Consider the following 23,545-nt stretch of genomic DNA (forward strand, 5'->3'; position numbering starts at 1 on the left):
TCTTCTTCGAAGCTATTACAGCTCCGCAGGAGATGATTTAATAATACCACAAGAGGAATAGCACATATCACTATATATTTCTACAGGAATATGCTTTTCCTCAGCTAACTTAAATATATGTAATAAATTAGGGTTATCAAAGGAATCAACTAGTATTTTCCAAGGAATTCTCCTTAAAAGTACTCTTGTGGTTTCTCCAATTCCTGGTTTTATAAGATTAATATTATCAATATTAAACTTATTTCTAATACTTTCAATATCGCGAAGTCCTTTGCAGTTTAAATGTTCACCATTGAACTCAATATCTGCAGCAATTTCAGAAGTATTTTGCGACGTTAAAAGCTCAGATAGATAATTTTCATCTATTTTATTAAAACAGTTACATATTTCGTCAATATAAAAATTGGAAACATCTGAGGACTTTAATTCACTATAAAACTTGGTACCGTGGAAATCATCACTGGAAATATAATTATCATTAAGTACAGTCCTGCTTACAAGCCCTGAGACTGTAGAATTAAGGCAAGCACTTGGGATTAAAAAATCCTCCCGTGTACCGTAAATAAGGGTGCAGTGAGCGGGATCAGATAATACTGCTAGGTTTGGATTAAGGTTTATATTAAACTCTTTATAAATTTCCTTGCAAGCTTTTGTTAAGGTATGTTGAATAACACCTTTGCCTGTCCACCCATCAATGAATTGTATTTCTGCACAGGGGTGATTTTGTAATATATGGGCAAGTGCATTTTTATCTATGCCTTTATCCCGTATTATGGAAATACTATAATGAGGGATGGTTATATCATATTTAAACTGAATATACCTTTTAATTAATATGCCAATAGGAGTGCCAGCTCTAGCAAGGGAAACTAAAACAATATTTTTACCACGTGCTTCTATAATTTTATGGCTTAATACAGAAACTAGAGAAGCCAATTTGATTTTTGATCCTTCTAGTGTGTTATAGAAAATATCCATGTATTCTTTTGAGGGAGTATATTCTATTGGTAACATCTCGGAATAATGAATTCCACTTTGTATAGCATTTTCTCTAAATTCAGTATCTTGTTCTACTATAAGATTTGATATGTCTTTAAGAAGAAATACAACATCTTCCGCGGGGTAGCTTCCTGAAAAAATACATTGATTCATTTAAATACACCTCTTTTATATATTATTTAGAAAAATAAAAGCTATTAGCCTTTCCAACATGCAAATATAATAGACTTCACATGAAAATAGGAAAAGATTTTATTTAATTCTTCTTTTTTTTCTTTGGTTAAAGGCTTTTCAGAAAAGAAGAATACCTGGTTATAAAAATTATCGGTAATATTATAAAGGTAGTTAGTTATAGTTTCATCTTCCGGACTTTGAAAAGCAACCTTATTTTTATTCCCATAACAATGGATGTTTCTAGCATGAACGGGACTTCTTGTAGTGGACTGAAAATATACATTATCTCCAAGCTTTGCGCTTATACTACAAGGTAAATATATAAATTCTCCAGTTCCTATGCAAAGACAGTTGCCAGGAGTTCTTTCTTTTTTTAAAACTTCTGATATCGATTGGATTTCTTCGAAAACTTTAGCATTATTTTCTGAACTAAGTCCAAATCTACCAGTAGATTTATTGTAACCTTCTATGCTTTCGCCTATTTCAAAAATATAATCTTTATCTGGAATTAGTTTAGTAGAGCTTGGAACCATGGTTATTGCATCGCTAATAATATCTTTTGTTTTACTACACTTAATATCCCCTTTTAATAAAGAACAGACTCTAACATCTATATTTTTTTCATCCTCAAACATTTTATAGCTATTAGTATCTCGCCAGTCTAGAATGGATAATATCCCAAAAGATTTTCCAGGAAGACATTTTATTAAATTTAATGCAGATTTACCGGTAGTAAGTTCATCATCTATTAGAACTATATCGCAAAAATCATTAAAAAAGTCTTTTTCATAAGGAAAAAGTGAATGTTCTACTGCATGAGAGTGTTCTTCATTAAAAAATAGTGCAGGGTCTATAGAATTTATTTTTTCACGTGTGGTATGGATATAAGCAGCATTTGAAAAATTTTGGAATACTGCTTGAGCGAGACCTGTAGCAGTCTCTGCAAAACCTATAAAAAGAGTTTTATTTGCAAGTTTTATAGGTGTGTTTAAAATATCATGTGTGTTTTCTATATTAAATGGAAAACTATTAATCTTAACTATTTCTTGCCCGTTTTCTAAATCTAAATCAGGTATATTAAGAGATACATCTAAAGATATAAGGGCATTAACTAATTCGGTAGTAGGGTAATCATAGGAGCCCTCTCTTTCATTAACCCAAAGACGGGCCAAAATCCCTCCAATGATTTTTAGAGTATCTGGAATCATCGGCATATGTTTTCCTATAACCTTACTTACAAACAAGAAATCTCTCTTTTTATTTTCACGAGCGGACATAGTAAAAAGATTGGATACCGGAATATTACATAGGTTTTCCTTTATATTAAGTGATATGTCTAGTCTATTATCTATGTTGTAATGAATTGATCCGTTGCAACAATTCTCTGTGCGATTTTCCATCTTCAAATACCCCCATTATTTTAGCTTTTAGTAATATTTCTTTAGCCCATTTTTCATGGGGTTTTATTTCATTCATTTTATTTGAGTAATTGCTTTTTATTACACCATCAAGGGAGGAACTAAGAATATTGCTCGCATCTATATAATCTTCTTTAGAAACCACCATAAGAGAATTAACAATATTTACTTGGGTTGGGTGTATAACGGTTTTACCAATTAATCCATTAGTTCTATCTAAAAGAGTTTCTTTAATAAGAACATTATTATTTAAATCTAAAACTTTGCTATAATATTCATAAACTACTCCAGATATAACATAATTATCTCTTTTAAAGACATTTATTATATCGCTTATACAGCCCTGTACTACGGTTAAGTCGTACACGGTAAAATCCTTACTCCGACGAAGACTATATAATCCAGAAAAATCTGTTCCACCAATTCGAATGTTTAAAACATAGTCTTTATAATAATCTACAATATGTTTTATTTTAATAAGTTCTTCCACCCGAGTTTCTTTATGAATTATGTTTGGTGTTTCAAGGATTGGCATTCCGTACAAAGTCCTTTTATTAGACTCATTATATTCTTTTAGCAAGGAAAAATATTCCTCACCAAGTGGAGCATTAAATTTAGGGAAAATAAAGCCACAAAGCCCAGTTAAGGAGGATTCATTGAGTAATCTTTGAAGTTGGTAAATATTACGAACTCTAATAAAAATAAGGGGAAGACGGTCCAAAAAAGAAGAATCTTCTTTTAAAGCAAGTGCTATCTTCATAAATAGGTCAATAATATTATTTTCAGCTTGCACAACTTCATTTGTTGATACAGAATCTTCAATACAAAGAGTAATAGTGTGAGCACCCATACTTTTATTAAAAAGTATGTCCACTAGCAGATTTTCCCGAGTTCCTGGCATATATAAGCATGCTCCTAGTGCATAGGATAAATCTTCTTTTGAGGAAAATAGATTGTAAGATGAAGGGATTTTAAAAAAAATATCTTGTGAATTGTTAATATTATTAAAATAGCGCATAATTTTTCTCCATTTAACATAATAAATTAATCAGCAATTCCAAAGGACACATAGTACTGATTGTAATATATAATTATAACATAGTTATATAAACAATTACATATTACACATAGGAATTACTGTGTGTTAAGGAGTTTTAACAATTATGAATGAGATTTGAGTTATACTTCTTCAAAATCAAGGGCTTTATTTTGTAAATGATTTTTTTCAATATTATCTTTAGGCCAGTTTTCATTTAAATAAAGGCTAATAGTATACAATATGATATAATGTATACACACAATTCAAAAATTAAAATTTACACAAAAATACAAATTTTATAATAAAAGATTCGCTTATATTGCAATAAAGAAAGGAGTTAATACGCATGTTTAGTTTTAAAAATCATCAAGAGCTTACTTGTATCGCAGAGGGCGATGGTCATTTCTTCGCAAAATTAGGTGCAATGGTAGCTTACAAGGGTAACTTTACTTCTGAAAAGGTATTATTAGATACAAATAGTAATCAAAGCATATTCAAATCCGTTATGAATCTAGCAGCAAGAAAGCTTTCGGGAGAAAACATTCCGATTATGAAAGTAAATGGTAGTGGTAGTTATTATATGGCAAATAGAGCGCAACATATTACTATAATTACACTACAGCCAGGTCAGAGTATAGGAGTTGAAGGAGAAAATTTACTTGCTTTTACTGAAGGCTGTAAATATGGAGTTAGATTTATGGGATCCGGGGTAATATCTCAAAAGGGGATGTTCACATCAAATCTAACAGCAACTGGCAATAATCCTCAGGTAGTTATAACTACCAATGGAAATCCTATTATTTTAGAAACACCTTGCGTAGTGGATCCTGATGCAGTGGTATGTTGGACAGGTCCTGATCCTAATTTTAAGACTGATGTAAATTGGAAAACTTTCCTTGGACAAACCTCCGGAGAATCCTATATGTTAGAATTTAATTCTCAGGGGGAAACTGTAATTATTCAGCCTTATGAAAGAGTTTCAGGATTAAATGTTGCAATAGATTAAGGGGGGGATGTGTTTGTGGCTATAATTATTGATAATACTAATAAAAAAATAATAACATCCCAAAAGAAACAATATGGGAAATTAATTATTGAAACCAGCATAAGACCAGAAAATAATTCTACTATAGCAATGGGTGTAAAGCAGCGCACAGAGGAAAATAATTCTCAAAATACAAATAGTTTATTTTCTAATGTCACTGCAGGACCTAAAGAGAGTGCTATCGTAAAGCCAAATAATAATATGGAAAAAAGAAAACTTGTAGATGTTACAAAAAGCATTAAGCTAGGAAAAGGGCAAAAGTTAAGTCTAAATCAGAATGCTAAGAATCTTTCAAAATTGATAGTAACACTAGATTATAATGCAATCTCAAAGGGACCTAATGAGTTTGATTTAGATGTATCGGTGTTTATGGTGGATATAAATGATAAAACAATAGAAAAAGATTTTATATTTTATGAAAACACCAAGAGTACGTGTGGAGGAATAGTTATTAAGGCAGATCATAATACTTCTCTTAAAGATGCTTATAATGAGTGCATTCAATTAGATTTAAATCTAATACCATCCAACATTGAAAAGTTAGCATTTACTGTAACTATTTATGAAGCAGATGAAAGGCTTCAAAACTTTGGACAGTTAACAGATGGATATTTTAGAATTATAGCCGGCGATAGTAAACAAGAAATTTTAAACTATAAATTCAATGAAAATTTATCCGTACAAACAGCAATGGTAGTAGCGGAGATATACAGATATAAAAGTGAGTGGAAGATTAATTGTATAGGCAGTGGATTTAGAGGAGGTCTTCAAGCACTGTGTGATAATTATGGAATAGCTACGGTATAGCTACAGGGAAAGGAAGTATACAATGGGGGAAAATATAAAAAAAAGATATCCCAGATATCTTAAAGAATTTAAGTGCGTAGGTGGAAAGTGCAAAGACAGTTGTTGTGTTGGATGGGATATAGATATAGATAAGATTACCTTTAGACAGTATTATAAAGTTCAAGATAAAGAAATGAAGAGAATGTTTCAAAAAAATGTTCACAATAATGATGATTATCTAGATAGTAATGTAGATTACGGAAAGGTAAAATTGGCAAGTGGAAAAAGATGTCCTTTTTTAGATGAAGAAAATTATTGTATGATTTATTCTAAGCTTGGAGAAGAATATCTTTCAAATGTTTGCACATCTTTTCCCAGAATAATCAATAAAGTAGATGGATGTTATGAAATGTCTCTTGATGTAGCTTGCCTTGAAGCTGCAAGAATTATTTTACTAAAAGAAGAAGGAATTCAATTTGAAGAGAGCAAGGAAACTTTAGAAAAACATATAATATCAAGTGATATTGATACTAAATCTAAAAAATTCAACAATTCACCTATAAAATATTTTAAAGAAATTAGAGATTTGAGTATTAAAATAATAAAAAATAGAAAAATCGATTTAACTCAAAGGCTTTATATATTAGGTCAGTTTATAAACACATTAGAAAAAGAATCTAAACATAATTATAATAATGTACCTAAGTTTATTAAAGAATATGATATAAATTCAATTAGTGATTCGCAAGAAAAAAATCAATTAAGTTATATTGCTGGGATGGATTTTTTCAAAAAGATGGTGGGTTTTTTAAATGTATTTAAAGAAGTGGACAGTCCTTCTTTTAAGGAATATACTAAGCAAATTATAGTTGAATTTAAATTTGAGGAAGAAGGGGGCATAAGTAAACACTCAGAGTTGTACATAAAAGCATTTGAAGATTATACTGAAAAATTTATAAATAATGATAGCTATATTTTTGAAAATTATTTGGTGAATTTTATATATAACAACATGTTTCCGTTCTCTGTAACAGATTTAATGTTTGATGGGTATATTATGCTTTTAATAAGATATTCATTTATTAGATTTTATTTGGTTGGGAAATATCTATATAATAAACAGGAGTCTAAAGAAGCTATAGTTGAGTTTATTCAAGTTTTCTCAAAAACCATAGGGCATCACAAAACTTATACAGCTGATGTAGTAAATTATATAAAAGAAAATAAATTTGATAATATAGAATTTGCTAAAGTACTTTTAAATATTTATTAGAAGTATAGAATAACACTAATAACTTACTATAGATGAAGTTATTAGTGTTATTCTATATTGATATTTATTTGGAGATTAACATATACCGTTGTACGGATAATATATAATTATTTAAAGTTAAAAATATTAGAGAAGAAGCTTTTAGCTTTTTCTTTGGTATATTTTTTTTCATCATTAAAATCAGGTAAGGGTAAATTAAAATTCACTTCTTCTAATCTATGAGTATCATAGAATTTCTCCTGAATTTTTCCTTCTATATTATTATAGCCAGTAGGCGTTAATATACTAATGTCAAATCCAAATAGGTTTAAGAAACACAACATAATGCAATCCTCATCACTAAAAATACTTTCATTATTATCATAAATAAGAAGTTTAGGTATCTTTGAAGGATAATCGTACTGCTGAATTAGTTGTAATATGTTTTTATCAGCATTCAAAATAGTCATTAAAATCTTTAATTTAAATTCCTTATCTATAGCTTTTTTTAACATATCTGTTTTCAAAAAATAGTTTATTTTTTCTGAAATAATATGTTGCAGAGAAGTTTTTAAATAAGAAAATTTATAACAACTGTGGGTTAGTAGTTTTTTTTCATCAACAAATCCATTATTATCAAATACAAAGGCTAAGGAGTATAAATCCGTTTTAGAGTAAGTTATATTAGTAAAAGGAATTCCTGGTATAAATAATGTATTATCTGCGGATTTTAAATGGAAAAAATCCTTCCAATATAAAGTTAAATCATTGGGAACGCCACTTATTTTTGCGAATAAGTTTGGCATGTATACGGTGTTATTTTCTACTCTAAATCCTGTGCGAAGACTAGATGGTTCATTCCATAAAAGTTTAAATTCATGAAAGGTAGTATTAAGTGTCACAGGCTGAGTTTTATACTCCTCAAATTGCCAAGGTCTATAAAAACCATCTCCATCAGTGTACAATGAGTTTGATAATTCTCTAGAGGCAGATGCAGCAATAGTTTCCTTGCGTATAAGCTTCTCTTCTTTTGGAAATTCTTTTAAATCAGCATTATACGGTAGTTCAAAGCACTTTGAAAATGTATCGCTATATTCTGTAAGGTCTAAAAAACTATCACTTAAAGAATTTATATATAACACATCACAGCCTAATTTAGATAAAAAAATTAAGAATAAAAGCTCATGCTTTTTAATTTCACCATAGTATATAATTTTAGGATTTATAATTTCATCTGTGGAAGTGTCTTGAAAGTGAAAATTCTTCACAAGGGTAGGAACAAAATCATGAACCCAAGAAAGTAATTTAAGTGAAAAATTCTTAACCTTAGATAAGTTTAAATTCTTCTCTTCTTTGCAGTATAAATCTAATATATAGCTAAAACTATTTGCCATAGAACAATTTAAAGTATTATTATTAGTTGGAAAAACTTTATGTTCCATAAGCAATGCAGCAATCTTAGTAGTCAGTGAAGCATCAAAAGGATCCACATGCTGCCATATATTTAGAGTGCTATTGATTAATTTAGCAGCAGTGCGTATAGGTATAGAGTCTGTAAATTTTAAATATAACCCAGTGAACATACTTAAACTTTTATCTAATCTAAATAAGTCATTATAATAATCATCTTCATTTTCTTTTATTCCTATATATCTATAGAAATACACTGGGATAAAAGGTACGCTGCCTCCTATAAATCCAATCCTTTTATTAACGGGTAGGATTAAATCATTAAATATATTCATACTGCTTTTAAGTAAAGTGTTAATAGAACCTTTAAAGATTATATCTGAAGGTAGATTTCTATTTTCTACAACAGGTTGCTCAATTTTAATAACAGTTTCTTTTAAATTATTAGTATCATCCACAATAGTTTCCTTAAAGTTGTGAGTTGTTTTTAGGTTAAGATCTATTAAGGGCTGAGTTTTAGGTAACTTTATGAGTTTTGAATGAATATTTAGTTTATCGATTTTTGCAAACTCTATATCTGACATGGAATTAATATATATAACATCACAACTTAGTTTAGACAAAAGTATCAAAAAATAAACTTCATGTTTTTTTATGTCACCATAAAAAAGCACCTTGGGATTTATAATATCGGTCTCTAGTCTAGAATTATAATTAGAACTATGAAATAACTTTGGAGCAAAGTCCAAAGTCCATCCAAGCAATTTAACAGCAAAATTTTTCATTACAGTTTCTGTAGTATTAGGTTCATTTGCTAAATATAGAGCTAGGGTTTCATCGAAGCTATTTTGGATGTAATCATTGAAAAAATTGTTATTAAACTCTGGGAATAGACCTTTAGTTTTAAGAATATTGATTAGTGTATTTCTTTCAGTTGAATTAGAACCTAGAAGTCCAGTCCAAGGTATTTCTGTTATGGATGTAGATAAAATTTTCACTGGTATTCCAGAGGTAAAGTTTATATACAAGTCTCCAAGTGAAGTAAGTGTATTGTTTAGTTTATGTAAATTCTCATAATAGAGTTCACTATTTTCAATAATACCAATATATCTATAAAAATAAATAGGTATATTAGGGGATTTTGATTTAATAAACCCCTGCCTCTTATTTACAGGAACAAATATATCTTGAAATAAATCTTGTGCTTCTAAGATAGATGTACTTATTTGTTTTCTAGTATTAATCAAAGTGTAAACCTCCAAGCTTATTCTTACATCTATGATACACAATGAAAATAGATGTAAAAAGTTAATAATAAAAACAATTTTATTTACTACTAGTTTACCATTAATATTACTATTAGGTAATAGAAGAATTGAGGACTACTCTCCATTTTTCTTCCTGAGACTTAAATAAAGATCAGCAAATCCACTAATAGCTATATAGAATCAAAAATCATACTACCAGGCGGAGTTTACAATTTCATAAACACCATGACTCATATTAAATATAGCTAAAATTAATTTACTTATAATACATATTTTATCATTTAGTATATAAAAATACTATAAATCTCTAATTATAATAAGAAGAATAGGAAAGGAAAATAAACAAAGACTATAAATATAATAAGTTAGAAAGGAAGTAATAAGTTGAAAATAAATGAATCACTTAAATGTCCAAAATGTAATAGCAAAAACTTCGAAATAAAGCATGAAGCCACTTTCCTCTATACATACAAAATAGATACAGTTAATGAGACTATATCTGAGGAGGGATCTGAAAATCTGCCGTTTTTATTTGATAATAGAGAACAAACTTGCTTCAAGGAATATATAGAATGTAGCACCTGTGGCAGCAAATATCCTTGCTCTTTTGATAAAGATAACCAAACTATTGATCTTACCATAATGAAAAAGGCAATAAGAGCAGATAATGTTAAAAACCCAGAATTTTTCGGGTAAAAATTTACTATTAAGTTTTATAATTTATATAGTTAAGATATCTTATGTAAAGATGAAGTAATAATATATGACTTTGTTTTGCGTTAGTATTAACATAAGTGTTGAAATATACATATAATAATGGGAAACTTAAATTATGTAGGGATGTGATGGTTATGGTGTATTTTAAAAATATTCCAATATATTCTTACGATATTATAAATACTTATCCACATGATGTTAGTTCTTTTACTGAAGGGTTGGTGTATGAATGTGGATATTTTTATGAAAGTACCGGAAAATATAATGAGTCTACGCTTCGTAAAGTAGAATTACAAACAGGTGAGATTTTAAAATTACACAAATTACATGAAAATTACTTTGGTGAGGGCATTACACTTTACCATGATAAAATTTTTCAGTTAACATGGAAATCTAAAGTGGGTTTTATTTATGATAAAGATAATTTTAACCTAATCAATAAGTTTTATTATAATACAGAAGGTTGGGGAATTACTCATAATGATGAGCATTTAATTATGAGTGATGGTACGGATGAAATATCTTTTTTGAATCCTAAAAACTTTAAAAAGGTATATAGTATTAAAGTTCATGATGAATTTAAGCCTATTACGAGACTAAATGAACTGGAGTTTATTAAAGGGGAAATTTATGCTAATGTATGGAAAAGCGATAAAATTGCTAGAATTTGTCCTTATAGCGGCAAAATAACTGGGTGGATAGACCTTAAGGGGTTGTTAAGTCCTAAGGAATATAAAAATGCAGGTACACTGAATGGAATAACCTATGATAGTGAAAATAATCGATTTTTTGTAACTGGAAAGAGGTGGCCTAAAGTATTTGAAATAAAGATAATTTAGATATACTTTATAGAACTTAATTAGGTAATAATTAATAAAATAAGATGAAGCAATTTTAAAAAACACTGAAAATAATTAATTATTTTCAGTGTTTTTTAAAATGTCATTAAAGTAAAACTATATTTGCTTCCATACAATCATTTATCATTTCATCTGTCCATATTGAAGATTGAACTTCGCCAATATGAGCTTTATTTAGAAAGTACATACATATTCTAGATTGACCTATACCGCCACCTATAGTATATGGAAGTTTACCTTCTAAAAGTAGCTTATGGAATTCAAAGGAACTTCGCTCCTGGCAACCGGCTACTTTAAGTTGCTCTCTTAGTGCTAATTCATCAACTCTTATTCCCATAGAAGAAAGTTCAAAGGCTTTTTCAAGTATTGGATTCCAGAATACTATATCGCCATTAAGTGACCAATCATCATAGTCAGGAGCTCTACCGTCGTGCCTTTCACCAGATTTTAGTGTACCGCCAATTTGCATTATAAATACTGCAATATTTTCTTTACATATAGCATCTTCTCTTTCCTTTGGTGTAAAAGAAGGGTACAAATCTTCGAGTTCTTGTGTAGTTACGAAGAAAATTTCTTCAGGTAAGAATTTTTCTATTTTAGGATATAATTTGTGAACATGATCTTCGGTATCTTTAAAAACTTTATAAAGACTAGTTACAATTTCTTTTAATTTATCTAAAGTTCTTTCTTTTTTTAGAATAACCTTTTCCCAATCCCATTGGTCTACATATATAGAGTGAAGGTTATCTAAATCTTCATCACGTCTTATGGCATTCATATCAGTGTATAGACCTTCGCCTACTTCAAAGCCATATCTATATAAAGCCATACGCTTCCACTTAGCTAGTGAATTAACAATTTCGATATTTGTATCAGCTAAAGCTTTCATATCAAAGGAAACTACTCGTTCAATACCGTTTAGGTTATCATTTATTCCAGTATCAGATTTTACGAAAAGAGGAGCTGAAACTCTGGTAAGAGTTAATTCTTTCGCTATTCTATTTTCAAAATAATCCTTTACTTGTTTAATAGCAATTTCTGTATCTTTTAATCCGAGAAGTGGTTTGTAGCCAGCTGGAATTGCAAGTCCTTTTTTGTAAGTTATCATAAATAAAACCTCCTAGTAGTTTTGTAATTTTTTCGAATGATTAGCATGGCCATGCTATATGTTTTAAAATTGAAACAAAAAACAAAAAACCTTTCATCCTTGTTTCTAGGACGAAAGGTTAAACTTCCGTGGTACCACCTAAATTAGCTTTAAAAAAGCTCACTCATAATCAGTACAGAAAAATGTTTCGATACTGCCCTATATATAACGGTTAGGCTCCGTCCACACCTAATTTCACAAGGATTTCAGCTGGAAACTCAGAGATGTTCTTCGACATAGGCGTCATATGGAACTTTCACTATAATCCACTCGCTTTAACTACTTCCTATATGTACTCTTCTCGTCACAGTTTTTAGAAAAATAACTTATATTTATTCTAACTTGCAAGTTGCAATTTGTCAACCTGCAAAATAAATATTTTTATGAAAATTTATAAAATTGTAAAACCTAAGTTCATTGGCTTATTATATATATCTATTATAATCCAATTTTTAAAGGGCATTTTACACAGAGCTGAAGCATGAAATTTGAAACCTAGTAATTTCAACGATTGTAATGAGTTATTAAAAAAACTTTTTCGTGAAGACTTTAATATATAAAAAATTTACACCTTAATACAATGGTTTAAAATTACAAATTCGGTCTTTAAGTGCAGTGTTTTCTCGCAAAACAAGAGAATTATTTACATGTATTTACTTAAATGATATATGTATGTATTCATAATTAATACATAACTTTTAATTATATCATAAAAAACTCTATTTGTGTTGATGAATGACGTTTTCACGAAAAAAAACATTAAATTAAATTAGTTTTTTCATGCTTCAGCTCTGCATTTTACAAAGGAATATTGACAAGTATATTTTCATAAATCATAATAAAAGCAGTAATAGAGAAATTTTGAAATACTTGAGGGGTGTATATATGAAGAAAAAACATATAAAGTGGATTTTAGTTATAGGATGGATGATATTAATATTTCTATTTTCTAGTCAACCTGGTGAGGTATCAAGTGAAAATAATAAATTTGTTATATATATATTCAAATTTATTGGTCTAGACTTAAATAGTATACTTGGGACTCTTAGTGATTTTATAGTTAGAAAAGCGGCACATTTTACAGAATATTTTATTTTGTATATCCTGCTATACAGGGCTATAAATACAAAGAAAAATTGGGATATTAAAGCGTTTATGCTCAGTATATTAATAGTGTTTTTATATGCATGCTCCGATGAGTTCCATCAGGCTTTTGTTCCAGGAAGAGGACCGGCTTTTAGAGATGTAATGGTAGATACATGCGGAGGACTTACAGCATTTCTGACTATGTATATTGTTGTCACATTAAAAAAAAGACCTGCTCCACCAAATAAAGTCCTGACAAAATTAAAATAAAGTTTTGCTAAAAAGCTAATCGGCCACACTCGATTAGTTTTTTCCGCTTTTACCCCTACCTTTCCCTTGAAAAAATCCTCGATAAAAACCCCAACTAAAGTTCCCTTGAAACCATCCCGAAAGGGATAATGATAGGTTCGATAGCATGACATAAACCCACACAAGCAGAGGCTTACATAGCATTTAGGAACAGAGTCGTGAACCTATAATAAGAAAGAGAATGAGATATAAAGATGGAAGTAAAGATGGACTCCTACGGAGAGTTTTGGGTGAAATAATGGTGGAAAAAAGAGAGAAAAAAGAGCGTGAAAAGGAATTAGAGTGAAAGATGAAGATGAATTGAGTGGTTTCAAGGGTTAAGGGTGATTTGGTGGACGAAAAAAGCAAGACTTTATTAGAATTTTAATATAGATTTGCTTCGTGAATTATTTTTGAGAGAGAAAAAAGTGGTCTGAGAAGCAGAACTTTATTAAATTGGGTGACGATGGAATGCGGGATTGAGGGGGGTGCGGAGGCAGGACTCTATTCAAATCTAACATAGTAGGAAGTTAAAACTCTAATGAGTTTTAACTAAAGGTTTAAGTTAGTGGAAATATAAGGGAATTAGTGTAATGTAATTTAAGCTATGAAGCTGAATCATATAAGATAAAGGTAATATACATGACAAGGTAATATCAGTAAAACATGTTATAATATATTGATAATATTTTTAGTGAATTATATGATTTTATAGTAATGTTAATATGAATACTAACATTGGGGTGATTTAAATGGAAAATAAGAAATATCAAATTTTTATTAGTTCCACATATACAGATTTAATTGAAGCAAGACAAAAGGTTAGAGATACTATTTTATCTTTATATCACTTTCCATTAGGTATGGAAATGTTTAGTGCTGATGATGATGAACAATTGGAGGTAATAAGAGATACTATTGATTGCTCTGATTATTATGTGTTAATTATTGGTGGAAGGTATGGCAGTGAAACATCTGATGGGGTAAGTTACACAGAGAATGAATATGATTATGCTAAATCAAAGGGGATTCCTGTATTGGCTTTTATTAGGGATAGGGGGATTGCACTTAGACCAGAAGAAAGAGAAAGTGATTCTAATAAAATAGAAAAGTTAGAGAAATTTATCAATAAGGCTAAAGCAAGTAAAATGGTTACTCCTTGGACAACATATGATGACTTAACTACTCAAGTTTCGATTGCCTTACATAAGATATTTCATAAGAAACCAAGACCAGGTTGGGTAAGAGCTGATAATATAGATTTTGCACAAATAACCCAAGAGATTACAAAACTAAATCAAGAAAATAGAAATCTTCGGGAAGAAAACGATAGGCTACTAAGTCAGATTGTTAAAAGAAAGCCACAAATCAAGCTTAATATACATGATAATAATGAATTAGTGTTTAATTATTCGACCAAATATAATTCATATTTAGAGGATGTAAGAACTTTATCATATGATGAAGTGCCAGAACATCTTCTAAAATATATTACCGAAGAAGATATACAGAATTATAACAACCTATTACCCAATGAAGAAGAACTAAATAAATATAAGGACGACTATAAAAAATATTTGAGGATTAAAAATACTGGACAAGTTTTTAATATTAAAGTTCTAAATGATGGGAATGCAAAGGCTAATAATATTTACATGGATATACATTTTCCAAAGGAATTATTAATAATGAGTGATAGTGACATAAAAAAGTATGAAGAACCCTTAAAAATAGAGTTACCAGAAAATATAATAAAAAAAGCTAATAGGGAGAATTTTAATAAACACAATACATCAATGTTAGCAGTTACAAAACTTTTGAATAATTCAATATATAGATTTAATAATAATGGTGGGGATTTGCAATCATCATTTTTAAACACTAAATTTTTAATCCCAAATCAAAATAAATCATCATGGGTAGAAAATAATATTTTAACTATAAAAATAAAAACATTACTACACACACGTGAAATTGAATTAGATGATGACTATAGGATAATTCCGCTCGAAACTGGGATTTTTAATATCACTGTTAGCATTATTTGTGAAGAGTATGAAGAGAAAAGTAGATTTACAATACCTGTTGTTATAAATAAGGAATAATATTACTTGCTCTACTTTGGAGGTTTTCGACATTTAAAAGAAAGGTATAGTTAGTGTATTGCAAAATTAGTTTTAGTGTGGATAATTTTTTTCGCAAAATCAACATCAATTGTATCTAATATGTTTGATATGCCATCCATTTGAGAAGCACTGTTATGAGTATTTTAAACCTTCTTAGTTGCTCAAACCAATACTTCTCTATTCTGCTTGGTAATTAGCTTGTAGAAGCTGTTATGTACTCTGACATACACACAAGAATTGTTGATGGATATAAGTCTCAGATATATTTTTTATTATTGGTAGTCAAAACTAATGAAGGAAATCAGGAACACCTGCTTTCCTTCATTTTTTTTCCATACCCGCCCACCAATCGCAGATTCCTGCCCAAACCAAACTCCCAAACATCAGAAATAAAGCTTGATAATTTTTCAGAATAAAAGATAGAAAAAAACGTGATAGAAAATGAGGCGAAGGCTTGGAATGATTAGCTTTAAGGCGTGATAGGAGGGTGGAATTAACGAGGGAATAAAACATTATGGAAGAGAGAGAAGAGCGTGACTGAGGGATAGATTTTAGTGTGGAATAAGCTCTTTGAACTTAAACAGAGAGATAGAAAATATGATGGAAAGCTTGATAAAATGCAAGTAGAAGGACAGACTTTAATATTCGTGTTTCATGTGAATTAGGAATATTTTGGGAGGAGAAAAGGGGTGGATGGAAGATGAACTCTAATATGCGTGAGGGAAATGGTGGAAGGGGTGTGGGGTTGAGGGTAGATGGGTTAGGTGGTGAGAGGGTGTCGGTATGGTGGGGGAGTTGGGACAGACCTTAATGTTTGTCTACAAAGCCTTAATTATAAATCTTACGATTTATAAATTAAGGCTAAAGAAACAGAGCATTGGTGAGTACGTAAATATAATTAAATAAGGTGTATTGAGACACAGATAAAACGTTAGAAGTAGCTCCTTCATTTGTTCCATAATTTGATTAAGCAAGGGAGAAAAAGCAAGATAAAATAAATGAGATATATAAAATATATAATATTATTAAATTGTATTTTATCAGTAATTGTTAGATAGGGAGATTAGAAAATGTTATATAAGGAATGTATAAAAATATGGATGGAAGGACAAATTGACAAGTTATTAAATAAATTGCTCGTAAAAAGCACCTATTGTTCTAATAAAATAGAAAATAATCAAACAAGACTGAGAAATGTATAAGTTGGCAGTTCCAACTTTAGCTCCTTTAATAGAAGGTGTAATAAGAAAATTTATGTCAGAGAAGTATAAAACATTTAATGAAAGCTTTAGTCCAATATATAAAATATTTAAAGGTAAGGTGGAGGAATTAAACAATTTTATTTCAAGTTATGTTATTGTTAGTATAGATAAAATATATTGCAGATTTAGGGCTACTAAGCCCAGTGAAGTTAGTGATTTTAGTAGACATAAGATTTCACATGGTTTAGCAATTGAATATGGCTCAGAAGCAAACTCTCTAAAAGTAATATTGTTTCTGGATGAAATATTTGAAATAATATCGTCTATTCAAGAAATGAAATTAATTGAAGTAAGTTAAATGAATATGGATATTAATTTGACTAAGAAAATATATAATTCATAGAAAAATAGAAGCTGAAAAATTGGTTGAATATTATTTCCCAATACAACTAAACTACTGCATACTGTAGTGTAGGAAAAATTAGAGATATATTGCAACATACATGGTATAGGATTATTAAATTATAAATTAATAGGAGGACGTGTTATGAAGGTTAATTTACAAAAGGGTACAGTAGCAATGGAAACGATTTTTTCAGAGTGTGGGGAACATAGATATATATTAAAAAAAAGCTTTACTTCCGATAAAAAGGAACTCAACAAAGGAAAATTAATATTTTTTCTTCTTAATCCTTCATTTGCTGATGAACTTTTGATGGATAAAGCAAATAGGATAGCGTCTAACATTGCAATAAAAAGAAACTTTAAAGAATTAGTTATTTTGAATTTGTTTTCTGTAATAACTGAAAACAGTAAGTATCCATTAGAAAGACAAAGTAAAAGTAAGTATGAAGAAAATGACTATTACATAAAAAAAGAGTTGAAGAGTGGAGATGAAATTATAATTGGTTGGGGAACAGATAAAAAATATATACGAAGGAAAGAACAAGTCAGAAAAATTATTAAGAATAATTTTAAGGATTTAAATAATGTATTAAGTATAAAATACGAAGAAAATAATCCAGCTCATATTAGCTATTATATAAGTGATAATACCGAAAATTATGAGATAGTACCATATCAAATTAAATAATTAGAGAGCAATTGATGGTGTATTAAGTTTATCGAATCATGGAAAATAAAGTATTTTAATTATATAATAATAGTTGCTAATGTTATACTTTAGAGTGAATTAAAGGATAGACAATTATGTCTATATTTAATAAATACAAAATAAAGTAGAAGAAAGTATAACAGATTTGGTTTTAAAATTAGATGGTTCTATAGATTTAATGTGTAGACGAATGAAAACAAAATTTAAAAAATTAGAAGAAAAAGGGGACAAGTTTAATTCATTATTTGGTTTTGAAGATTTTAAAAAATCGTCTCCTAAAGAAAGGTTCAGTAAGGTTTTTAAAGGTAAAGAAAACTATTAAGATGAACTATGTAAAATCTGGTGAGATTATTGGTGTAGATAGAAAAATTTATCGGCATTATGATATATATAGGAAATAATAGAGTTATTCATTATGCTTGAACCATAAAAAGGTTTTGATTTTAATGACCTTAAAAACATAACAATCTTTAGAAATATTAAAAATAATACATATAATTATTTAATGTTATGGAGGTAAAGAATTATGCCATTAAATTATTTTCAATTAGATAAAAGTGAAATTAAAGATATAATCATAAGTGAAGATTTTCGTATATTTAAAAATGAAATAGAAGAAAGATTTAATATACAGCGGATAGAATATGATATTGAAACACAAGACATTGCTTATGGCGAAGGGGGTTATGCAGAACCATTTACTAATGCGAGAACAATATTTAATAATGGTTATGAAAAAGTAGATAGAATAGTTTTTTATAGTGAAGATATAAAAGAAGCAATTAATCGAAAGTTTTCAAGGCTATCTTCAAATATGTTGGTATTCAATAGGGTTATAGAAATATATGTTAAAGCTACCCTTATACATGAGTTAGTTCATATTCAACAATTCCAAAATGGTAGACTAACAGAAGAAGTAATGAATGAAGAGAAGCAACTACCTTATGAACGTAGACATCTTGAAATGGAAGCTAACTCTATGGCGAATGAAGTTATTAGCAATTGGGGAGAATTTGAATCAAATATTGCAGAATATATATATTCTAATATATCCGTTAATAATGATTCTGCCTCTATATTATTTGAATTGTTTTCTAACGAATATGTGTTCAGATAATTTAAAGTATTTAATCAATAAGTATTTCAGTGATTAATGAAGTTTTAATTTGAAATTCATGTTATAGGCTATAAACATTAACTTCTATAATAAAAAATGATGTATCCAACTTATGAGAATACCATCCAAACCTAACCTAACTATGTAGACAAAAATTAATCATTTGAAATATTAATAAACTCTTCAAAATACAAATAAAGTTATGAACAAAACTGTCCACATTATAGCCATAAATTGGTTGTTAATGCGGACAACTTTTCTTTCATCCTATCCATCCACGAACACCACTTCACTCGCACAACATCAGAGATTGGAACAGGTTACCGTTCCTTTTCTTTTTTTCTTCCCCCACCTGCCCCACGCCCCAAATCCAGATAAAAGATTACCCAAAGCATTGAAGGAGTGATTGAAAAGATTGAATAGATGATAGATTAAATCATAGATTAAGAACAGCAATATAACCAATGTAAGACTTGATATGAGAGGTTTTTATGGAATAGGATAAAGAAATTAGGGAGAAGGATTGAGGGTAGATAGGAGAACACATGCGAGAAAATACTTAATGTAAATGAGGATAAGATTGATTTTTAGATTTATGGAATGGTCGGTAGACCTTTTGGGAATAAAGGAGGCAGATAGGAGGGGTTTCTCAAGACTTTATTAGTATTAATTGGGGTTGAAAGATAGGGTTAGGAGTTGGTGTTGGGAGGGTGAGCCTTTCAAAACTCTATTAATAATCTACATAGTTAGAACGAAATTCTAATGAATTGCTTAAAGGGAAAAAGAAGTAATACCTTCATTTATTCTCTCATTCAATCAAACGTGAGAAAAAAAGCAAGTGAGAGTAAATGAGATATGTAAAATATATGATATTATTAAATTATATTTTATCAAATACTTTTCAGATAAGGAGATTAAAAAATATTGTATAAGGAATGTATAAAATTATGGCGAGAAGGATTAAGTCAAGAATTAATAAATAGGTTCTTTATTAAGTGTACATATTCATCCAGTAAAATAGAGAATAACGAAATAATATTAAGAGATGTAGAGGCTGTTTTTAAAGGAGAAAAGGTTATAAATTTCAAAGGGAGTGAAAAAACAATTACGGAAATAGAAAACCATAAAAGTCTTTGTGAAAATATTTTTAAAATAAGCAAAGAAAATAATTCAAAATTATTAATTGATTTAATCAAGCAGTTTCATTATGTTTTAATGAAAGATTGCTTTAAAGAAGAGTTGATAATTAAAGGTGAAAAACCAGGAGAATTTAGGAGGGGTATAGTAGGATTATATGATGTAGGAGTAGACCCAATAGAGATAGAAAAAAACTTAAATTCATTAATTGAGGAAATGAATAATGTACAAGTAAAGGGCGATAATGCTCTAAAAGTTATGAGTTACTTTCTTTGCTATTTTGAAAGCATACATCCTTTCACTGATAACGGGAAAGTGGGGAGAATGTTACTCAACTATCTACTCATAGCGAATAATCTTCCGCCAATTGTCATATTTTATAACGATAAAAAGGAATACTATTTAGCTTTGGAACAATTTAATGAAACTCAACAAATAGATAAGATGATTAGGTTTTTAGAAGACCAAGCCTACAAAACATGGATTAAGGATTATAATTTTAAATTAAAGGGATTAAAATATTTTTTAGATTAACTATAATGAATGAATGGTTAGATAAGTTAATAATAGAGAAGTATGAAAATTGATTAATTGAAAATATTAGTTATAAGATTTGTTGATATAACAAAACAGTAGAGTTTGTCCAAAAATATGAAGGAAATGCAGGGATAATCACCCGCATACCTTCATTTTTTATTATATATACCTTCAATTACCAATTATTAAGGGGATTGAAAGCAAAAGAATATTTATTTAGGGTGTTCTGACTAATAGTAAATATAGTTAATGTTAAAGACAATTATGTTATGATATTGAATATAAAGTAATGTTATGTAATTTTAAAATGAATATTATGTTTCAATTACAAGGACAAAAGCTTTCGATTTTTCATTTTAAAGAGTAGCAGATAATAAGTCTAAAGGGAGCTGTAGATTGTGATTAAAGCTGACATAGAGATTTCAGAAAATATACTGTATAAGGTAAACCAAAATATATACTATTTACTCGAATTTTTTATTGACTTAGGCAAAGATGTAGATTATGAAGATATTTTAGAAATGATATTTCCAGTTCATTATGTAAGAAAGAATAAGGAGAGATGTATAGAAATTTTAGATGAGCTTAAAGAGTATACAACAGATACATATTTACATAGTCTAAATCCTATTCAAGAGTATGCTTTATTTTACTTAATAGAATGGTGGTTAGATGTTACAGAAGTTGAGTTAGAACAAATAGTAGATGAAAAAGAAATTCATAATGAAGATGAAGAATATATAGCACGAAACATAAATAATATTGAATACTATAAGTCATTACTATTTTTAGATTGGGACTTCTTGGAGGAAGGTTTATCAACAAACTTACAATATTATAAGATTTATGGACCTGCATATGAAGATTTTAGAGGTGTTATTTTAGAAGATTATATAGAACTTATGCCTAATGATAAAAAAGAAGAATACTATAAGATTAAGACTAAATTCAAAACTAACAATCAAATTGATAATAAAAGGGTGAGTTCCCAGTAGTTAATAGTGAAGCAAATATATAATGCTATAAAACTTAGAGAAAATGACCCTCGAAGGTTGTACTCAACAAGTGAAACTGAATTGAGCAATGATATAAGAGATATAGTAAGAGAGAAGCTACAAGATAGTAATATAATCTTTGAAAGAGAAATGCCAACTGGGTATGCTAAAGTTGGTATAGGAGAAAGTGATTTTTATATTTACACATATGAGCAGGGGATATATAAGACTTTAGCGATAGGAGAAAATAAAGAGTGGGGAAAATTTGAAAGCCAATTAAAACAGTTAGTTGGATATATGACAAAAGATGTTCAGTTTGGATTTACAATAGTATTCAATAAAAGTGTACAAGCTAATACTGTTTTAAGTAAGAGGATAGAAATATTAAAGAATTTTTATGTAGAAAAAGGTAGGACAAAGTATTTTCAATTAGTAGATGGTATATTAGAACACAAAGATATGAATGATGTTTTATTGACGAGACACGAGAACCCAGAGAAGAAAGGTACTTACTTTAACATTTATCATTTTATTATAAATGCGAACTCAATTGAACGTGAGGCGAGTGCTTTACAAGCAAGAAAATAGGAGAACTGTTTGTAATGACTATAATTGCATTTTTATATTGTTATAAGACTGCATATGAATACACTAAAGTATAAAATATTATAGCTTTAAAAAAGAAATAGCAGATGGAGTAACTCAATATATGTTTATAAATTATATTTAATATAAAATTGAAGGGAGATAAGTAATGCCAACTGTTAGTGAGGTCTACGGTAAACTAATTGAAAAAGGTTCAGGGAGAGCTATATCAAGTAGACTAACGATTCACGAGGATTGTTAGGGTAAGGTAATAACTTGTCAGGGGACAAGAACTGGTGGAATATATAACGGTTCTTACCCAATCTATGAAGTATAAAGATAATGTTTAGATTATTTGAAGGGGAGGATATAATATGTTTAACATTGAAGACTTGAATGACTTTATTTTGGACAAAGAGGTCTATAAAAATGTAATAGAAAAAAGTGAAAATGAATTAGGCGTGTCACTTTCACTACAGACATTTGTTGAACTGGAGCTACTCATAAAAATGAATGAAATAAGCAATGCTGAAACAGATGAACATAGAGTTAACCAAGCTATAAATATTTTATTCGCTCAAGCAATTAAATCCTTTAAATCGTGTATTATATTGGCAACTAATGGGTATTTTCCAAATGCTCTAATTAATTTAAGAAATATAGTAGAAATTATTTTTAATGTAAAATATATTGTTGAAGAATCAAATAAAAAGTTAAAGAGAGCAAACGATTATCTATCAGTAGAAGGATACTGGACAGTTGATAGTATAAAGGCAAGGTCATGTTTAACGTTGGATAAACCTCTTTATAAGGTATATACAATTTTATGCGGCTATTCCCATAGCAATTATATGGGAACTGGTCAAAATTTTGATGGAAAGAATATTTCCATTAATCCATCCGAGAAAAAAGCAAAACCAACGATTGAATTTATTAATTCAATTTACTATTATTTGATAAAATTCATATGCGGGTATTTTAATATAAAATCAGAATACTTTGACAATATCCAATTTCAAGATAATTTTGATAAAATTATTGAAATGTATGACACTGAAAAAAGTGTTATTGATTTTGTTTTAGATATTGTTGAAGACGCAGGATGGTCACAACAGGATAAAGCTGACTTGATTCGAGAATACAAAGAAATTATGATTGGTGGTAAGAAGAAGAAAAAAATGTAATTGATGTAATCAGTAGTTAATAAAATAAATAAAAACAATCTAAGTCTATTTAAGTTACC

21 protein-coding genes and 1 other annotated feature are annotated in these 23,545 nt (G+C 29.0%); of the genes, 16 read left to right on the forward strand and 5 right to left on the reverse strand.

Features of this window, described 5'->3' with window-relative positions; translation table 11 throughout:
• Positions 1 to 15 precede the first annotated feature (15 nt).
• The 3 genes from G9F71_RS00590 to G9F71_RS00600 are packed head-to-tail and all read right to left on the reverse strand — an operon-like array spanning position 16 to position 3,609.
• Positions 16 to 1,152 carry a cysteine protease StiP family protein gene (locus G9F71_RS00590; RefSeq protein WP_164951919.1) on the reverse strand — a complete coding sequence of 379 codons (1,137 nt, stop codon included), beginning with the start codon at positions 1,150 to 1,152 and terminating at the stop codon, positions 16 to 18.
• A gap of 44 nt (positions 1,153 to 1,196) precedes the next feature.
• Positions 1,197 to 2,573: a phosphoribosyltransferase family protein gene (locus tag G9F71_RS00595; RefSeq protein WP_164951918.1), complete on the reverse strand. Its 1,377-nt coding sequence runs from the start codon at positions 2,571 to 2,573 to the stop codon at positions 1,197 to 1,199.
• On the reverse strand, positions 2,518 to 3,609 hold the full coding sequence (locus tag G9F71_RS00600; RefSeq protein ID WP_164951917.1) for an HpcH/HpaI aldolase/citrate lyase family protein: 1,092 nt from the start codon (positions 3,607 to 3,609) through the stop codon (positions 2,518 to 2,520). Before G9F71_RS00600 ends, G9F71_RS00595 begins: the two co-directional genes overlap by 56 nt.
• A 367-nt stretch (positions 3,610 to 3,976) precedes the next feature.
• Between G9F71_RS00600 and G9F71_RS00605 the strand changes: the two genes are divergently transcribed.
• From G9F71_RS00605 to fliB, 3 genes are read left to right on the forward strand one after another with little or no spacing between them, the layout of a single operon-like run.
• Positions 3,977 to 4,636: an AIM24 family protein gene (locus G9F71_RS00605; protein ID WP_164951916.1), complete on the forward strand. Its 660-nt coding sequence runs from the start codon at positions 3,977 to 3,979 to the stop codon at positions 4,634 to 4,636.
• A 15-nt stretch (positions 4,637 to 4,651) separates the two neighbouring features.
• Positions 4,652 to 5,482, forward strand: a complete 831-nt coding sequence (locus G9F71_RS00610; protein WP_164951915.1) for a TerD family protein — start codon at positions 4,652 to 4,654, stop codon at positions 5,480 to 5,482.
• 22 nt (positions 5,483 to 5,504) lie between these two features.
• A complete protein-coding gene (gene fliB / locus G9F71_RS00615) occupies positions 5,505 to 6,734 on the forward strand; it encodes a flagellin lysine-N-methylase (protein WP_164951914.1) in 1,230 nt (409 codons plus the stop codon).
• 107 nt (positions 6,735 to 6,841) lie between these two features.
• On the opposite strand, the gene G9F71_RS00620 is transcribed toward fliB, so the two are convergent.
• The gene (locus G9F71_RS00620; protein WP_164951913.1) at positions 6,842 to 9,370 is read right to left on the reverse strand and encodes a YceG family protein; all 2,529 of its coding nucleotides are present in this window, start codon (positions 9,368 to 9,370) and stop codon (positions 6,842 to 6,844) included.
• 405 nt (positions 9,371 to 9,775) lie between these two features.
• Between G9F71_RS00620 and G9F71_RS00625 the strand changes: the two genes are divergently transcribed.
• Both G9F71_RS00625 and G9F71_RS00630 read left to right on the forward strand, forming a co-directional pair.
• Positions 9,776 to 10,087, forward strand: a complete 312-nt coding sequence (locus G9F71_RS00625) for a hypothetical protein (protein ID WP_164947030.1) — start codon at positions 9,776 to 9,778, stop codon at positions 10,085 to 10,087.
• A gap of 155 nt (positions 10,088 to 10,242) precedes the next feature.
• Positions 10,243 to 10,947 (forward strand): glutaminyl-peptide cyclotransferase, encoded by a 705-nt coding sequence (locus G9F71_RS00630; RefSeq protein WP_164947029.1) that lies wholly within the window; start codon positions 10,243 to 10,245, stop codon positions 10,945 to 10,947.
• Between the two features lie 106 nt (positions 10,948 to 11,053).
• On the opposite strand, the gene asnA is transcribed toward G9F71_RS00630, so the two are convergent.
• Complete coding sequence (gene asnA, locus G9F71_RS00635) at positions 11,054 to 12,076, reverse strand: aspartate--ammonia ligase (protein WP_164947028.1); 1,023 nt, start codon at positions 12,074 to 12,076, stop codon at positions 11,054 to 11,056.
• Positions 12,077 to 12,179: 103 nt separating this feature from the next.
• Positions 12,180 to 12,432 (reverse strand) — a binding site (T-box leader).
• Between the two features lie 568 nt (positions 12,433 to 13,000).
• Here asnA and G9F71_RS00640 point away from each other — a divergent pair.
• The 11 genes from G9F71_RS00640 (at position 13,001) to G9F71_RS00685 (ending at position 23,486) form a co-directional block, all read left to right on the forward strand.
• Entirely contained in the window at positions 13,001 to 13,471 is a 471-nt protein-coding gene (locus tag G9F71_RS00640; RefSeq protein WP_164951911.1) for a VanZ family protein, read from the forward strand.
• A gap of 770 nt (positions 13,472 to 14,241) precedes the next feature.
• Positions 14,242 to 15,594: a DUF4062 domain-containing protein gene (locus tag G9F71_RS00645; protein WP_164951633.1), complete on the forward strand. Its 1,353-nt coding sequence runs from the start codon at positions 14,242 to 14,244 to the stop codon at positions 15,592 to 15,594.
• A gap of 1,091 nt (positions 15,595 to 16,685) precedes the next feature.
• The gene (locus G9F71_RS27105; protein ID WP_263488068.1) at positions 16,686 to 16,817 is read left to right on the forward strand and encodes a hypothetical protein; all 132 of its coding nucleotides are present in this window, start codon (positions 16,686 to 16,688) and stop codon (positions 16,815 to 16,817) included.
• On the forward strand, positions 16,810 to 17,175 hold the full coding sequence (locus tag G9F71_RS00650) for a hypothetical protein (RefSeq protein ID WP_224626121.1): 366 nt from the start codon (positions 16,810 to 16,812) through the stop codon (positions 17,173 to 17,175). Before G9F71_RS27105 ends, G9F71_RS00650 begins: the two co-directional genes overlap by 8 nt.
• 189 nt (positions 17,176 to 17,364) lie before the next feature.
• A complete protein-coding gene (locus G9F71_RS00655; RefSeq protein ID WP_164951635.1) occupies positions 17,365 to 17,910 on the forward strand; it encodes a DUF1643 domain-containing protein in 546 nt (181 codons plus the stop codon).
• Between the two features lie 166 nt (positions 17,911 to 18,076).
• Complete coding sequence (locus tag G9F71_RS00660) at positions 18,077 to 18,253, forward strand: hypothetical protein (protein WP_224626124.1); 177 nt, start codon at positions 18,077 to 18,079, stop codon at positions 18,251 to 18,253.
• A gap of 204 nt (positions 18,254 to 18,457) precedes the next feature.
• Entirely contained in the window at positions 18,458 to 19,048 is a 591-nt protein-coding gene (locus tag G9F71_RS00665; protein WP_164951636.1) for a hypothetical protein, read from the forward strand.
• A 924-nt stretch (positions 19,049 to 19,972) separates the two neighbouring features.
• Complete coding sequence (locus G9F71_RS00670) at positions 19,973 to 20,719, forward strand: Fic family protein (protein WP_224626127.1); 747 nt, start codon at positions 19,973 to 19,975, stop codon at positions 20,717 to 20,719.
• Positions 20,720 to 21,120: 401 nt separating this feature from the next.
• On the forward strand, positions 21,121 to 21,717 hold the full coding sequence (locus G9F71_RS00675; RefSeq protein ID WP_164951637.1) for a hypothetical protein: 597 nt from the start codon (positions 21,121 to 21,123) through the stop codon (positions 21,715 to 21,717).
• Positions 21,718 to 21,723: 6 nt separating this feature from the next.
• Positions 21,724 to 22,305 carry a hypothetical protein gene (locus G9F71_RS00680; protein WP_164951638.1) on the forward strand — a complete coding sequence of 194 codons (582 nt, stop codon included), beginning with the start codon at positions 21,724 to 21,726 and terminating at the stop codon, positions 22,303 to 22,305.
• A 371-nt stretch (positions 22,306 to 22,676) separates the two neighbouring features.
• Positions 22,677 to 23,486, forward strand: a complete 810-nt coding sequence (locus tag G9F71_RS00685) for a DUF5677 domain-containing protein (RefSeq protein ID WP_164951639.1) — start codon at positions 22,677 to 22,679, stop codon at positions 23,484 to 23,486.
• Positions 23,487 to 23,545: the final 59 nt, after the last annotated feature.

The organism is Clostridium sp. FP2 (assembly GCF_011065955.2).
Classification (GTDB): domain Bacteria; phylum Bacillota; class Clostridia; order Clostridiales; family Clostridiaceae; genus Clostridium_AD; species Clostridium_AD tagluense.

Bases quoted from the DNA above. Each gene is read 5' to 3' on its own strand.
- G9F71_RS00655 (WP_164951635.1), top strand. From the start codon at position 17,365: ATGAAGGTTAATTTACAAAAGGGTACAGTAGCAATGGAAACGATTTTT.
- G9F71_RS00595 (WP_164951918.1), bottom strand. From the start codon at position 2,573: ATGGAAAATCGCACAGAGAATTGTTGCAACGGATCAATTCATTACAAC.
- G9F71_RS00645 (WP_164951633.1), top strand. From the start codon at position 14,242: ATGGAAAATAAGAAATATCAAATTTTTATTAGTTCCACATATACAGAT.
- G9F71_RS00685 (WP_164951639.1), top strand. From the start codon at position 22,677: ATGTTTAACATTGAAGACTTGAATGACTTTATTTTGGACAAAGAGGTC.
- G9F71_RS00630 (WP_164947029.1), top strand. From the start codon at position 10,243: ATGGTGTATTTTAAAAATATTCCAATATATTCTTACGATATTATAAAT.
- G9F71_RS27105 (WP_263488068.1), top strand. From the start codon at position 16,686: ATGTTATATAAGGAATGTATAAAAATATGGATGGAAGGACAAATTGAC.
- G9F71_RS00590 (WP_164951919.1), bottom strand. From the start codon at position 1,152: ATGAATCAATGTATTTTTTCAGGAAGCTACCCCGCGGAAGATGTTGTA.
- G9F71_RS00600 (WP_164951917.1), bottom strand. From the start codon at position 3,609: ATGCGCTATTTTAATAATATTAACAATTCACAAGATATTTTTTTTAAA.
- fliB (WP_164951914.1), top strand. From the start codon at position 5,505: ATGGGGGAAAATATAAAAAAAAGATATCCCAGATATCTTAAAGAATTT.
- asnA (WP_164947028.1), bottom strand. From the start codon at position 12,076: ATGATAACTTACAAAAAAGGACTTGCAATTCCAGCTGGCTACAAACCA.
- G9F71_RS00665 (WP_164951636.1), top strand. From the start codon at position 18,458: ATGCCATTAAATTATTTTCAATTAGATAAAAGTGAAATTAAAGATATA.
- G9F71_RS00605 (WP_164951916.1), top strand. From the start codon at position 3,977: ATGTTTAGTTTTAAAAATCATCAAGAGCTTACTTGTATCGCAGAGGGC.
- G9F71_RS00640 (WP_164951911.1), top strand. From the start codon at position 13,001: ATGAAGAAAAAACATATAAAGTGGATTTTAGTTATAGGATGGATGATA.
- G9F71_RS00650 (WP_224626121.1), top strand. From the start codon at position 16,810: ATGTATAAGTTGGCAGTTCCAACTTTAGCTCCTTTAATAGAAGGTGTA.